The organism is Acinetobacter bouvetii DSM 14964 = CIP 107468 (assembly GCF_000368865.1).
Lineage (GTDB): Bacteria > Pseudomonadota > Gammaproteobacteria > Pseudomonadales > Moraxellaceae > Acinetobacter > Acinetobacter bouvetii.
This window is the reverse complement of sequence record NZ_KB849729.1, coordinates 132,532-147,212: the sequence shown is the minus strand read 5'-3', so window position 1 is coordinate 147,212 and position 14,681 is coordinate 132,532. Positions and strand designations below refer to the sequence as shown.

The 14,681-nt window shown below is 45.9% G+C and carries 14 protein-coding genes; 8 read left to right on the top strand and 6 right to left on the bottom strand.

Going from position 1 to position 14,681, the window contains the following annotated elements; all coding sequences use genetic code 11:
* The first annotated feature begins 17 nt into the window (after window positions 1-17).
* Together F941_RS14370 and F941_RS14365 are read left to right on the top strand one after the other, a co-directional pair.
* On the top strand, window positions 18-596 hold the full coding sequence (locus F941_RS14370) for a cob(I)yrinic acid a,c-diamide adenosyltransferase (RefSeq protein WP_005012737.1): 579 nt from the start codon (window positions 18-20) through the stop codon (window positions 594-596).
* Window positions 597-968: 372 nt separating this feature from the next.
* The gene (locus F941_RS14365; protein WP_005012735.1) at window positions 969-1,682 is read left to right on the top strand and encodes a glycerophosphodiester phosphodiesterase; all 714 of its coding nucleotides are present in this window, start codon (window positions 969-971) and stop codon (window positions 1,680-1,682) included.
* A gap of 78 nt (window positions 1,683-1,760) precedes the next feature.
* Here F941_RS14365 and F941_RS14360 read toward each other — a convergent pair whose 3' ends face one another.
* Window positions 1,761-2,216: an META domain-containing protein gene (locus tag F941_RS14360; RefSeq protein ID WP_005012734.1), complete on the bottom strand. Its 456-nt coding sequence runs from the start codon at window positions 2,214-2,216 to the stop codon at window positions 1,761-1,763.
* A 260-nt stretch (window positions 2,217-2,476) separates the two neighbouring features.
* Between F941_RS14360 and F941_RS14355 the strand changes: the two genes are divergently transcribed.
* The 5 genes from F941_RS14355 (at window position 2,477) to F941_RS14335 (ending at window position 6,715) form a co-directional block, all read left to right on the top strand.
* A complete protein-coding gene (locus F941_RS14355) occupies window positions 2,477-3,640 on the top strand; it encodes an acyl-CoA desaturase (RefSeq protein WP_005012733.1) in 1,164 nt (387 codons plus the stop codon).
* A 93-nt stretch (window positions 3,641-3,733) separates the two neighbouring features.
* Window positions 3,734-4,063, top strand: a complete 330-nt coding sequence (locus tag F941_RS14350) for a DHCW motif cupin fold protein (protein ID WP_005012729.1) — start codon at window positions 3,734-3,736, stop codon at window positions 4,061-4,063.
* Between the two features lie 84 nt (window positions 4,064-4,147).
* Window positions 4,148-5,593, top strand: a complete 1,446-nt coding sequence (locus F941_RS14345) for a protein adenylyltransferase SelO (RefSeq protein WP_005012727.1) — start codon at window positions 4,148-4,150, stop codon at window positions 5,591-5,593.
* A gap of 100 nt (window positions 5,594-5,693) precedes the next feature.
* On the top strand, window positions 5,694-6,299 hold the full coding sequence (locus tag F941_RS14340) for a L,D-transpeptidase family protein (protein WP_005012724.1): 606 nt from the start codon (window positions 5,694-5,696) through the stop codon (window positions 6,297-6,299).
* Between the two features lie 44 nt (window positions 6,300-6,343).
* Window positions 6,344-6,715 carry an MmcQ/YjbR family DNA-binding protein gene (locus F941_RS14335; RefSeq protein WP_005012723.1) on the top strand — a complete coding sequence of 124 codons (372 nt, stop codon included), beginning with the start codon at window positions 6,344-6,346 and terminating at the stop codon, window positions 6,713-6,715.
* Between the two features lie 88 nt (window positions 6,716-6,803).
* On the opposite strand, the gene F941_RS14330 is transcribed toward F941_RS14335, so the two are convergent.
* From F941_RS14330 to baeS, 5 genes are all read right to left on the bottom strand, one after another.
* On the bottom strand, window positions 6,804-9,008 hold the full coding sequence (locus tag F941_RS14330; RefSeq protein WP_005012722.1) for a TonB-dependent receptor: 2,205 nt from the start codon (window positions 9,006-9,008) through the stop codon (window positions 6,804-6,806).
* Window positions 9,009-9,346: 338 nt separating this feature from the next.
* Window positions 9,347-10,702, bottom strand: coding sequence for an amino acid permease (locus tag F941_RS14325; RefSeq protein WP_005012721.1), 1,356 nt, complete (start codon window positions 10,700-10,702; stop codon window positions 9,347-9,349).
* Window positions 10,703-10,895: 193 nt separating this feature from the next.
* Window positions 10,896-11,402 (bottom strand): GNAT family N-acetyltransferase, encoded by a 507-nt coding sequence (locus F941_RS14320; protein WP_005012720.1) that lies wholly within the window; start codon window positions 11,400-11,402, stop codon window positions 10,896-10,898.
* Between the two features lie 112 nt (window positions 11,403-11,514).
* Window positions 11,515-12,201, bottom strand: coding sequence for a response regulator (locus F941_RS14315; RefSeq protein WP_005012719.1), 687 nt, complete (start codon window positions 12,199-12,201; stop codon window positions 11,515-11,517).
* A gap of 10 nt (window positions 12,202-12,211) precedes the next feature.
* Entirely contained in the window at window positions 12,212-13,882 is a 1,671-nt protein-coding gene (gene baeS, locus F941_RS14310; RefSeq protein ID WP_005012718.1) for a sensor histidine kinase efflux regulator BaeS, read from the bottom strand.
* A gap of 134 nt (window positions 13,883-14,016) precedes the next feature.
* On the opposite strand from baeS, the gene F941_RS14305 reads away from it, so the two are divergent.
* Window positions 14,017-14,658, top strand: coding sequence for a hypothetical protein (locus F941_RS14305; RefSeq protein WP_005012716.1), 642 nt, complete (start codon window positions 14,017-14,019; stop codon window positions 14,656-14,658).
* Window positions 14,659-14,681 lie beyond the last annotated feature (23 nt).

Genomic DNA, 14,681 nt, shown 5'->3' with positions numbered 1-14,681 from the left:
TGCACTGGAAAATTAAAATGGGACACCGTTTAAGTAAAATTTACACCCGTACCGGCGACTCTGGCACAACCGGTTTGGGCGATGGTTCGCGTGTTGCCAAAGATGATTTGCGCATTAATGCGCTCGGCGATGTCGATGAACTGAATTCATGCATTGGAATTTTACGTTCTCACATTTCGCTGAGCGCGATTGAAGATAAAGTTGCTTGGGACAAATCTTTAAGCTTGATTCAGCATTGGCTGTTTGATTTGGGCGGTGAAGTCTGCATTCCAAACTTTCATTTGGTGCAGCCTGTTGCAATCGAGTTCTTGGAAAACGAGATTGACCGCATGAATGAAGCCCTGCCGATGCTGAAAGATTTCATTCTTCCTGCAGGCACATTGTCATGCAGTTATGCCCATCAAGCCCGTGCAGTTTGCCGGCGTGCGGAACGCAGCCTGATGTCTGTGCATAGCCGTGATCAAAACATTCAAGCGCCGTCATTGCAGCTGCTCAACCGGCTGTCTGACTGGCTATTTGTGGCTTCACGCACATTGCAGCGCGCTGAAGGCGGTTCTGAAGTGCTGTGGCAAAAAAATATTAACGACACGATTTAAGTTTTTAAAACTTAACCGTTCGATCCCTAATAAAACTTGTGGATTGGATGATGTCTGACTCGCGTAAGGCGGCATGAATGCCGCCGTTGGGTCAAGGTTTCAGGGATGAACCTTTTACCCAACAAAAGATTTTTGTTACTTTTTATCGCTGAAAAGTAAGTGATCGCCTGCACAAAGAAATTTAACTTTTCACCGAATATCAAGGCTGTGAAAGTACGAAGAAATATCTTGCTTGAATATTTTTGGATTCATAGCCCTGCCCTGAATAATGACAGATGATTCTTTCACCAATCCAATGTCAAGGTGACAACTTTTGACTCTCATTTCTTTAGCGCTACAATCACCTGCAATGACATAACAGAAAAAATTATCATGCAAATCATCGGACACCGTGGCGCGCGCGGCGAAGCCCCAGAAAACACCTTAGGCGGTTTCCAGTACATTCATGACCTCGGCATCCGTGGCGTTGAGTTTGATGTCCGCCAGCTTAAAGACGGCGAACTTGTGGTCATGCATGATGATAATTTCCTGCGGACAACCGGAATCGACCAAAACCTCTATGACTGTACCAGCACAGAACTGGAGCCGTATAACCAAGCGCATATCTGGATGGACTGGGACAGGCAAATCACCCCGACTCTGCGCCAAAGCCTGCACATTATGCGGGACTTCAATCATTTGGAAGTTGAAGTCAAAGCCGTTGAAACTATGGCAGATGCAGAAAAATTAGTGCTGGCGCTGGAACAGCAGCTGAAGGGCTTTGAAAACACCGCGGTGATTACCAGTTTTGACCTGAAAATCCATCAAGCCTTGCAGCAGATTGAATCCAAGTTCAAACGCGGCTTGCTGATTGAAGAGGATATTCAGGAAAAAGCGATTGAACAGACGCTGCAACTCGGCTGCGGTCGAATTGGCTGGATGAACCGGCTCGCATCGGATCAAATCATTCAAGCAACACTGCAAGCCCAGTTAGCCGTTAGCGTATGGACAGTGAATGACCTTAAACGCGCCAAACAGCTGCGCGATTTAGGCATTGACGGGCTGATCACGGACTTTCCAAAACTGATGCTTCAGCATTTCAGCTGAATCCTTCTGAAAAGGCCCGGCCATAAAAAAGTCCTGCTGACTGATCGGGCTTTTGCATGCTGGATAAATTGACATCAACTATCGCTTTTTGCCTTGCAGCAGAACTTGACCGCTTTCATTGCGCAGCGTCAGCCGATTGCCGCTGACTTGAAAATTCACCGCCTGCCCTAATATATCCATCAATACCGCTTCTTGCGCCAACGCATGTTCACAGCTCATATGGCCTGCACGCGCTTGAATATTCAAGGTCTGCATCGGCACATTCATTTCATAGCTCCCTGACAGCGCATTGCACCCTGTATTGCCCTGCACCTGCTTGAGCTGGGTATTAAACAGCAGATACGGCGCGCTGTAAAAAAACTGAGCTTTTTCACCTTGTATTTGCGTGAGTTCCCAATGCACGTCCTGTACTCCATCCATGCTGCGCATCAGCGGCAAGGGATGTGCTGCGGATTGAGGATTTCCTTTTGCGACTGAAACTGTTTTTTGCCCTGAATTTTGACAAGCGCTCAGCAAAACAGCGCACATAAACATGACCGCCAATCCACTTTTTTGAGTATATTTTTTCTTCTTTTCACTGCAGCATCGAACAACTGTTATGAACATGTTTTAACCTTCGATAAAATCAATAAATTGCCGGTTTTATTCTGTTACTGTTTAGTACAATACACCTGTACAATAACTACTGTGAACCGCTTTTAGCACATGCTATTATGCCGTGGCCTTAATCCATAAAAACGATATGGGTTATTTTCTATTTAAGCCTCCCAAAGCTTCTAGGAGTACTGCTGGAGATGACCGCTCCCCTACCCAAAGCCCCAGTCAACTGGATTGCTGTCTTCGCATTGATATTTTTGCCAATCGTCGCAGTTATTGCAATTCCATTGTATGCCTACCATCATGATTTCAGCTTAGCTGCCTGGATCAGCATGTTCGTATTGCTGGGCGTCAGCAGTTTGGGCATCACCGCAGGCTACCACCGCTTATGGGCGCACCGCGCATATGAAGCGACGTTGCCTTTGCAGATTATTTTAATGATTATGGGCACTTTCGCCGTTCAAAACAGCATTCTGTTCTGGGCTTCAGGCCACCGCACGCATCACCGCCATGTCGATGATGTTGAGCAGGACCCGTATTCAATTAACCGCGGCTTCTGGTTTGCGCATATTGGCTGGATGCTCCGCGACTATCCATCTGGCGCGTCCAACTATAAAAATGCACCTGATTTATTAAACAATAAATTAGTGATGTTCCAAGACAAGTACTATGTGCCGCTGGTGATTGCCGTGCATGCAGGCATCTTATTGCCGATCGGCTGGGCTGTCGGCGATATGTGGGGCGTCTTGCTTCTGGGCGGTTTAATGCGCCTGATCCTGAGCCATCACGTAACGTTCTTCATCAACTCGCTATGCCACATGTGGGGTTCGCGTCCATATACTGACGAAAACACGGCGCGCGACAACTTTGTATTGGCCATTGCGACTTGGGGTGAGGGTTATCACAACTATCATCACATCTTCCAGTATGATTACCGCAACGGTGTGAAATGGTGGCAGTACGACCCAACCAAATGGCTGATTTGGAGCTGTTCTAAATTAGGCCTTGCGAAAAACTTGCGCCGCATTCCTAGCTTTAATATCAAGAAGGCTGAATTGGCGATGAAGTTTAAATACGCTGAACAGGATCTTGCCATTTATGGTCTGAATGTCTCTGAAGATGTGGCAAATGCAAAACTGCGCATCTCTCAGGAATATGATGCCTTCTCGCAAACATTGAATGATTGGGCAAAGCTGAAAGAGCAAGAAATCCAAGCCAAGAAGACCGCTGTGGCTGAGAAAATCCACCAAATGGATGACAAGCTGAAAGTTGAATTCCAGCTGGTTGAACAGCGCCTTTCGCATCACCGCCAAACCCTGAATCTTTTAGTCAGCAACTTTAAAAAGAAAACTGCAAACTAAATTGAATTTGTTTAAAAAGCTCCCGATGGGGGCTTTTTTTTGTGTGAAATTCAAGGTACATATGATGATTAACATATGAAAAAGCGCACGGCTATGGAAATGCACAATATTCCTTTTGGAATAACCAACTGGGACACAGTAGAAACCGAACGCTATGAAGGTGAAAACGGCTATGCGCTTTGGCGCACCCAGCGCTTTGGCACAATCCGGGTCAGAATTGTGGAATATTCCGCAGGCTATATGGCAGACCATTGGTGCAGCAAAGGCCACATCTTATTTTGCCTGGAAGGCGAACTGCTAACCGAACTGAAAGATGGCCGCCAGTTCACGTTAACAGCAGGCATGAGCTATCAAGTGGCAGATAATGCTGAAGCGCACCGCTCCTATTCTAAAACCGGCGCGCGATTATTTATTGTGGACTAAGCGCAGATTCACCATTTTGCAGCGCATCCTGGCTGAAGCTTTGCTATAGTTGAAAAATACACAGCTCTCTTGCCCTTTTGTTCTATGCACTTCAATTCACGCTATTCATTACTTCCAGCCAAACTGTATCACCATCAGCAGCCTTTGCCATTAAAAGGCGCTAAGGCGGGCCATTTCAACACAGCGCTAGCAGATCAGTTGCAGTGGTCTGAAGAAGATAAAAAATCGTGGGTTGAAATCTGCAGCGGTCAAAAAACCTTTGCTGAATTTGAACCGCTGGCCATGGTGTATGCAGGCCATCAATTCGGGCAATGGGCCGGTCAGCTGGGTGATGGCCGCGGACTGCTGATTGCACAGATTTTAGATCAGAACAATCAAACCATTGACCTGCATCTTAAAGGCGCAGGCTCAACGCCTTATTCACGCATGGGCGATGGCCGCGCGGTTTTGCGCTCTGTAATCCGTGAATATTTAGCGGGCCACGCCTTAAACAGCTTAGGCATTCCTTCCAGCAATGCCGTCGGCTTCACCAGTTCTGAACAAGGTGTACAGCGTGAAAAATTAGAGCTGGGCGCGATGATGCTGCGCACCTCAGACTGCCATATCCGTCTCGGCCATTTTGAATGGATCAATCAATATCAAGGCAATTTGCTGCCTGAATTTACCCAAAAGTGCATTGAATGGCATTATCCAGACTGCCTGAAAGCCGAACAGCCGATACTGGCTTTTGCCGCACAAGTCATTCAGCGTACTGCCGTGATGATTGCCAAGTGGCAGCTAGCCGGCTTTGCGCATGGCGTCATGAACACCGATAATTTAAACATTACCGGCTCGACCTTGGACTTTGGGCCTTATGGCTTTATGGAGCGTTTCCGTCCGAACTGGATCAACAACCATTCAGATTATCAAGGCCGCTACACCTATCAGCAGCAGCCGAGCATTGGGCATTGGAACTTATGGCAATGGCTGAACAACCTGATTCCGCTCTGCCCTGCCCATTATGAAAAAGAACAATGGAAAGAAGATTTGGCGCAATGCTTAGAGCACTATGAACCAACCTTCTTAGAGCACTACAAATTTGGACTAAGCCAGAAGATGGGCCTGCCGAGTTTTCATCAAGACAGTTTTGACTGCGCCATGGCCTTTTTACGGATCTTGCAAAGCGAACAGCTGGATTACACGCAAAACTTTATCCGCCTGCAGAATAAAGAATACGAAGCCATAAAAGATGACTGCCTAGACCGCCATCAATTTGAGTTATTCTTAACTCAGTACGAATCTATCCGTGACCACCAAGATACCGATGCGCTGGATGCCGAAATGGCGAAAGCCAACCCGCAGTATATTCTGCGCAATCATATGGCGCAGAAAGCCATTGAACTGGCGGAACGTAATGATTTTTCTGAAGTCGAGCGTTTATTTACGCTGCTGAGCCAGCCATTTACCCAACAGCCTGAGCTAGAAAGCACAGCTGATTTAGGACCGCTGCCAAGCGATGTGCCTGAAGTGATGGTGAGCTGTTCTTCTTAAAGTTTATCCACACAGCAGCGTCAAATTGTGGATAATTTAGACATTATCCACAATCCATTCAACTCATAGCGCTTGGACGGATCAAATTAAAATAGTCAGCATGAACAGAAAGCATCTCTTTATTTTAGCCGGCATATTGCTCATTTGCTTATTTACAGCCTATGCCGTTTATCAAAAATACAATAAATACCTGCCGACATCTGCGGGGGAGATTTCATTTCCTGCCCCGCTCACTGCGGCGCAACTGCAGTCCCTTCGCAAAAACTCGCCAATTGACAGCATTCATGTCTACAAAAGTCAGCGCTATCTGGTACTGCAGCATCAGAATAAAATCGTTCGCCGCTATCCCATCCGCCTCGGTTTTGCTCCTACAGGCCACAAAGTCCAAGAAGGTGACGGAAAAACGCCTGAAGGGCGCTATGTCATTGATTGGCGCAATCCTCAAAGCGCTTTTTATAAATCACTCCACGTTTCCTACCCCAATGCCAAAGATCAGCAAAAGGCGCAACAGCTGGGGGTTTCCGCCGGCGGAGACATCATGATTCATGGTTCCGCCACGGCTAGACAAGTCAAGGTTTTGCCCAACTTGATGGGTTATTTCCCGCAAAAAGATTGGACGTGGGGCTGTATTGCTGTGCGCAATATGGATATAGATGAAATTTGGCAATTGGTGAATAATGATACGGTGATTGAAATCCATCCATAATGACTTTAGCTCATGGCGTATTCATCTTTAAATGAAAAATAATTATGACCGAATTACATACGTATGCAGCGGAAGTTGCCCTTGCCTTGCCTGAAACCGCATGCAGCCAGCCCTTTGGTGAAGGCTGTGATGTGTATAAAGTCATGGATAAAGTTTTTATGCTGAGTTTTCATTTAGAAGGCAAAGCGGCCATCAATTTAAAAGTGCTTCCAGACCATGGCGCAATGCTGAGAGACATTTATCCCTACATCCGCGCAGGCTGGCATATGAATAAACAGCATTGGATTTCGGTCTTTGAAGATGAAGAGCTGGATGAATCTTTAGTGCAAGATTTAGTGCTGAATTCTTATGAATTGGTGGTGTCCAAGCTCAAAAAAGTTGAGCAGAAAAGAATTTCCCTGCTCCGCATGATATGAATGAATTTGATTTCTAAGCAGAAATTTTCTGCCTAATAATCAAATAGAAATGCCCTATCTGGACATTTCTGCTTTTACTGAGGCTTTATTAAAAATAATAGTTCATTCTTAATAAATAATTTCGCGGAGTTCCAGGCATTGAATTTGAACGCCAGTATTCTTTGTCCGTTAAATTATTCACAGCAATTGTCGCGCCCCACTTATCATCCTTATAGCCAACAGCGGCGTCTAAGCGTGTCCAGCCTGGCATTTTTGTGGTGTTTTTATCCGACGTGAAATAAGAACCCACATAGGTTGCGCCTAATTCGCCATACCATTTTTCTACAGGTAAATAACGTACAAATAAGTTTCCTGTATTTTCAGATATTCCAGATAGCTTTTTGCCTTTTAAACGCTCTTCTTCTTTTACCGTGGTGCGGCTATCACTTTTCCATGTGGCATCGGTATAACCATAGCCGCCCCGCACATATAGATTATCCAATACTTGGCCAATAAAACTGAACTCGGCGCCTTGAGACTGCTGCTGTTGCCCAACTTCCCAATCATTTGGCCGTTCTACAGCATCCGGCTGGTAGCGGATATTATTTTTCGTAATGTCATATACAGAAAGCTGCGTATTTAAACGGCCATCCAGCCAGTCACTCTTCACCCCAATTTCATATTGTTCATTAAATTGCGGCTCAGCGTCATACAGGCTTGGATCGATGCTTGCACTCACTCCTAACAAGCCGCGGCCGCCGTAAGGGGAGAAGCTTTTACTATAAGAGGTATAAAAACTTTGGCTTTCAACCGGCTGCCAAACAAAACCAATATTTGGACTTAAACTGTCATCGCTATATGAGCGTTTACTTTGATTGCGCACATCATTGGTCGAAAAATCATAACTGTCGTAGCGGACACCCAACATCATTTTATATTTTTCACTGAATGAAATTAAATCTTGCAGAAAGAAGCTTAGGGAGTTTGCATCAGTTTGACTGTGTGAAGTTTCTGCTGGGCGTGAGCCGTTGAGTGCAGTCCAGCCAGAAGATAAAGAGCTGTCCGAAGTATTGAACGGATTGACATAGCGATAATAGAGCCCTGCTTTGTCACCGCTTGAATAATTTCCAAGAATGGGCTCTCTTTTTTCATTTGACCAATCGCTGCCGAACATAACTTTATGTTCAAGAACACCTGTTTTAAACAGCCCAGTAATATCAAAGGTATTCATGAGTGTTTTATTGGTTGTTTGCTGCCAAGCGTAACTTTGACGGATTTTGCCTTTCCAATCACATGTCTTGCCATCACTCAGCAGGCCTGCGGCTGAGCACCATGTTCCGCCGAAAAAGTTGTCAAAATCTTGAAAAGATTCACGATGGCTTAATGCCCAATGAAATTTCCAATCCGGCGCAAACTCATATTTCACATCGGTTCGAACGGATTTTGTTTCATCAACAATATTATCATTGTTTCCGGCAAAACCGGTTTTGATCGAAACACCAGCAGGCAAGTTCTCATAACTTGGCCCGCGATCAGGCGTTCTGTTTAAATTATCGTAAGTAAATTCAGTGGTCCAAAGCAGTTTTTTATCATCACTGCGATATGTGACACTTGGCGATAACAATTCTTGCTGAAAGCCAATCCCGGAACGGAAACTATTGCTGTCCGATTTTTCTCCGACTAAACGCACAGCCCAGTTATCATTCAGCGCTTTATTGATATCAATGGTTCCGCCCACATTGTCATAAGAGCCAACATACGCCCCGACTGAACTTGGCGAATCAAAATTGGCAACCTTAGTGACCATATTAATCACACCGCCGCCAGCGCTGCGTCCATAAAGTACTGAAGCTGGTCCTTTTAAAATTTCGATCCGCTCAACATTTGCCGTACTGCGCCGATATTGACCGCTTTCACGAACGCCATCCCGATAAATATCATTGGTATCGGCATTGAAGCCGCGGATAGAAATTCCATCATTTCTAGCATCATAGCTGGTTGAAATACCAGGTGTTCCCTGCAGCATCACACTTAAATCGTTTGCGCCATATAATTTATATTTAGACACATCAATCGTATCTACCGTTTGTGGAATATCTTTCTTATCTAAACCATTCCGCGTGACATTGGCTTGTTTATAGTCCACATAGGTTTTTATAGGGTCTCCCTCCGCCATGGCTTCAATAACAATCGTGGGGAGAGTTGCTGATGCTTTAAGATTGACATTCTCTGTATCAGCCAATGTTACAGAAGAGACAAAAAGAAACCCTGAAGAAATCATCATCAAGGCTAAAGTATTTTTGGCGTAAGGCATAAGTCACAAACGATAAGGAGAATTATTATCAATTATATTAAGATTTACTACACAATTACAATAGACTGCTTCTGATTTGTTATTGGATCTATAACTTAGTTTTGAAGTTTCTCTATGATCAAGATAATGCACGCTATAAGGGTTTATTGATATTTTATTTTAATAACAATGGCCTGCGTATAATCACCAAAAAATCCCGCATGCTGAAACGGAATTTACACGACTATTGAAATAATATGCTTTATTTAATAACCATTTATAAAAGATTTCATTAGCGCGATTGAGCATCCATTAATGTACAAAAAAAGAGCTCATCCATGAGCCCATTTTTATTGCTGTTAAGCCTTCTTCGCCTGCATGATTTTAAACAAAACAAACAGCAGTAAAATCCACACCGGCAGCATCAGCACCGACAGCATAAAGCCCTGCGTCCACATAATGTACAAAATCATCAGCATAAATGCCAAAACAAAGTAATTGGTAAACGGCGCAAATAATGCCAGAAACTTGGTCTGTATACCCTGCTGTTTCATGGCTTTTCTGAATTTCAAATGAATCAAACTGATCAGCATCCAGTTCAGTACCGCCGCAGCAACCACAATATAAATCAGATAGCTCAATGCTTTTTCAGGCAAGAAATAATTCAGCAGCACACAGCCAAATATCAATAAGGCAGAAAATAAAACCGCAGCAATTGGTGTACCGTGCTGATTCACCTGCGTAAACACTTTTGGCGCATTGCCCTGCTCCGCCAAGCCCAGCAGCATCCGGCTATTGGCATACATCCCGCTGTTGCAGACTGACACGGACGCCGTCAAAATAATAAAGTTCAGCAAATGCGCCGCCCAGTCAATCCCCATCTGCTGAAAGATCATCACGAACGGGCTATGATCCAATCCGCCCAATTCCAGCTGATTCCACGGCACCAGTGACAGCAATACCGCTAAAGAACAGATATAAAACAGGAACACCCGAATGACCGTCTGATTCACCGCTTTAGGAATGTTCTTTTCAGGATCTTCTGTTTCAGCGGCGGCCATGCTGATCAGCTCAATGCCGCCAAAGGCAAACATCATAAAGGCCAGCATATAGAACAGCCCTTCAAAACCATGCGGGAAAAATCCGCCATGCGTCCATAAGTTGCTGATGGATGCCGTTGAACCGGCATCCGCCGTCATCAGCAAATAAACGCCGAAAAGAATCATGGCGACAATTGCCACCACCTTAATCATTGACAGCCAAAATTCAGATTCCGCATACAGTTTGACATTGGCTAAGTTGGCCAGCGTGATGACAGCAAAAAAAACCAGGACTGATACCCATGCTGGAATATGCGGCCACCAGTAATTGACGTATTTGCCAATGGCCGTCAGTTCGGTCATCACTACCAATATATAAAGGATCCAGTAGTTCCAGCCAGTTAAAAAGCCTGAAAATTTTCCCCAATATTTAAAGGCGAAATAGCTGAATGAACCCGTTACAGGCTCATGTACAATCATTTCACCCAATTGGCGCATAATCAAAAAAGCAATTAAACCGCCAATCATGTAGCCTAAAATAATCGACGGGCCAGCAGACTCAATAATGTGCGCTGAGCCTAGGAACAGTCCTGTGCCAATGGCACCGCCCATGGCAATCAATTGGATATGGCGATTCTTCAAGCGGCGCTGAAGTTGGGGTGTTTCGCTGTTCAAAACAAACTCTAATCGTGGATAACACGTGAATTGTAAATACTAAGCGCCTTACAGCCTAGTCCGCTAATCTTAAGAAATGCCTTTTTTTTGCTCAATTTTTAAAAATATTGTTTTAAATTAATAATTTAGAAATATTTAAATAAACCGTTTCCTCATCAATTAAATTGTTGTTGATCGAATAAAGGTGAACTACCTACTCTGCCGCATTAAAAGCATCGTGATAGGCAACCTCGCCTTGCGGAAAAGCCCCCGTAAAAGAAATCGCCTGAAAATACTCCTGTGGCACATCGGGTAAAATCAATCCCGAAACAGGTTTAAAGCCAAAGCGTGCATAATAATTCGGATCACCCAGCAGCACGCAGCCTTTTGCGCCTAAAGCTTTCAAGCGCTGCAAAGCTGCATGCATCAGCATTGAGCCGATGCCTAAGCCCTGTTTATCGGGTAACACTGAAATTGGCCCTAAACCATACCAGCCCGTTTCCCCCGAGGAAATACGCACTGGTGAAACGGCAACATGCCCGACAATCGCACGCTCTTCTTCTGCAACCAAAGACACGGTTAACTGCTGCGCGTTTCTCAGCTGATTCACAATAAAGTGTTCAGTATGACTGGTGTGCTCTGCATGCAAAAAAGCCGATTTTGTGAGCGCTTCAATGGCTGCAAGATCATCCAATGTTTCATCTCTGATGGTTATATTCATTGTATTCTCCTGTACAAGTTTTTCGTTCATAACTTTTTCTTCTAACATTCTTCTAATAAAAAAGCGGATCAGTTTTACCCCAATCCGCTTTTCGTCATCATCCTAAATACAATCAATCCTCAGGATATTCAAAACGGTAACCGACGCCATACACCGCTTGAATCCACTCATGGCGGTTGCCGGTTTCGGCGGCATCAGAGATTTTACGGCGCAGGTTTTTAATGTGGCTGTCAATCACCCGGTCCGCCACTTCAAAGCTGTCCGGATTAATATGATCCAGCAATTGCGCACGTGAATACACCTGCCCGACATGCTCTAAAAACAGCTCCAGCAAGCGGAATTCCGTAGGCGTTAAATTCAATGACTTTTGCTGATACCAAATGCGCTGCTGGCCTTTATCCATGCGGAATAAATCATTGCTTTCAGGTTCAGCCTTGCGCTCTAAACGGCGCAGCACCGCCTGCACGCGGGCAACCAGCTCTTTCGGACTGAACGGCTTGCAGACATAGTCATCTGCACCCATGTTCAAGCCCAATACTCGGTCGATTTCTTCGGTGCGCGCCGTGACCATAATAATCGGCAGATCAGACTGCTCGCGCACTTTGCGGCACATGGTCAGCCCGTCCATGCGCGGCACCATCAAATCTAAAATCATCAAGCTCGGCTTACGCTGCGTAAAGCTGTCATATGCGTCCTGACCATCATGAAACATGCTGACTTCAAAACCAGCAGCTTCTAAATAATCACGCACCAGTTGTGCAAGTTCTACTTCATCTTCAACCAGCATGATGTGTTTCATGTAGATATCCTTAATGTTTCATCTGTTTCGGAAAAGTCAGCTTGCAGCGCAAACCGCCCAAGGGTGAATGCTCAAAACTCAATTCACCGCCCATGGCTTTCGCCATTTTGACAGACAGCGCCAAGCCTAAGCCTGTACCGCCCGTTGCACGGGTGCGGGAATCATCAACACGGTAAAAACGCTCGCCTAAGCATGACAGCTGTTCATCCGTCAAACCGAATGGGCTGTCATCCACATATACCGTCCACTGCGCAGCATTCTGCTCAGTATGCACATGCACTGCGCCGCCTGTTTCAGTATAGCGGATGCTGTTGCCCAGCAAGTTCACCATAATTTGCTTAAAGCGGTCTATATCCAATTGCAATACGGCGCCTTGACCTTCTGCCGTCACGCTTAAGCCGGCCTGCTCAAACTTCGGCTTAAAGTTCTCAATTTCCTGCAGTACAGCATCCCAAGGGTTCATCTCCGCAAAATAGCACTGCAGCTGCTGCGCTTCCGCCTGCGCCAAATCTGCCAAATCCTGGGTCAATTTTTTCAAACTGTTGACCTGCCTCAGCATGGAGGCAAAATGTTCTGGCGTCGGCTTGCGGATGCCGTCCTGCATGGCTTCAATTTGCGCCTGTAAAACAGCGAGCGGTGTTTTCAACTCATGCGAAGTGTCCGCCACCCATTGACGGCGTGATGTTTCGTGCTGATCCAGAATAACCGCCAGCTGATTCAGCTCATTGGATAAATCACCCAGTTCGTCATTGCGGTTGACCTTCACCTGATGCTGATAATTGCCTTTGGTTAACTCACGCGTACCGTTCAATAAGCGCTGAATCGGCTTTTTAAAATAAGTCGCCAGCAGCAGTGAAGCAATCAGGCTGGCAAAAAAGGATAAGCCATACACCAGCAGCAGATAGCGCTTCTGTTTGCTGAAAAAGTTAATGCTGATCGCATCATCCTGATTCAGTACAGGCTTTAAGCCAAGATAGCCGACCACTTGATTATTCACCAGAATTGGCCGATAAGAAATCTGTTCCTGTGTCGGCTCACCGACCACAAATTGACGCTTGGCGTCATACAAAGATAAGCGTGAACTTAGGCCCAAACGGTCTGGCATCTGAATAAACTGTTTTTTGCCGCCGCTGTTTTGCGGCAGCGCAATATTGCCGCCCTTTTTCGCCTCTTTCGGATCTGCCGGCCGGAAAACATTTTGATTTGCGCTCAGCGGAAATTTCAAGCCTTCAAAAGGCTGAAATGCCGTAGGCAAATTACGTTCAATAAACAGCTGCTCTTCTGCGTCTGCAGCGCTTCTGGCCGGATCTGCCGCGTTGTTTAGAACGGTGCCTGCAGCCATTGAGTGCTCTTTAAAATAACGCTGCTGCAGTGCGATATCGTACTGGCGGCGCAGCCACCAGTGTGACAGCTTGTCATAGTCATCAGGGCCGGCTTCACCCTCAATCTGCAGAATTTGCGCCTGAATGGCATTTCCCCAGTCATGGTAGACCACATAGACATCGGCCAAATTGCCAATCAGCCCGTCCAGCTTCTGCATTTCCACATCCGCCACATATTTGGTGAAGTTGCGCTGCATGTTCCAGTGAAGCACGCCTAAGCTGACCGTAGTGATGAGCAAAGTCGTCAGCAGTACAGTCAGAAATAAGCGCAAGGCAATAGGCACACGGCGGATGTTCAAAAGAGCTACTCTGTTTTTTCTATCTTGATTATTGTAGCGAACACGGCTTCAAAAAACCCTCCATTGTTTCTTCATCTTTATTATTTAATCTTATCTGCAGCGAATAATACTCATCCCGCGTTGGAGACCATCTAATGAATCACATGACAAAAATAGCTTTAGCCGCTGCCGGCATTTTATCTATGGGCGCCCTGACTGCATGCCAATCGGCCAATACTGCAAAAGACACTGACCATCCGCAAAGAATGAATGGGGAGAAGCATGACCGCCATATGACGCCGGAACAGCGCGAACAAATGCAAGAAATGCGCGCTGAACGCCATGAAATGATGTCTCAAATTAAGCAAGCCTGTGATGGCAAAGCTGCAGGCGCTGCGGTACAAGTCAAAGCGGGCGGCCAAACCATTAACGGCACGTGCGCCATGGTATTCAGCATGGATAAGCCTGAACGCGGCGAATATAGCGGCAAGCGCGGCGAACACCGTCCAATGGGCGCTGATCAGCCTGAACGCGGTGAATTCCGCGGCATGCACATGCAGCGCGGCGAACCGCTGACCGATGCTAAGCGTGCAGAGTTAACCCAGCAATTCGATCAGCGCCTTGCAGAGCGCCAGGCAAAACAGCAGGCAATTGCTAAAGCCTGCCAAGGCAAAGCCAATGGCGCAGCGGTGCAAATCAAAGCAGGCGTGCAAACCATCAATGGTAAATGCGAAGTCCGCTTCCAGCCGCAAATGCCTGCTCAGCCGGCTGCCCCTGCTCCAGTAAAAGCATCATAATTGCTGCTGGCAAAAATTAAAGG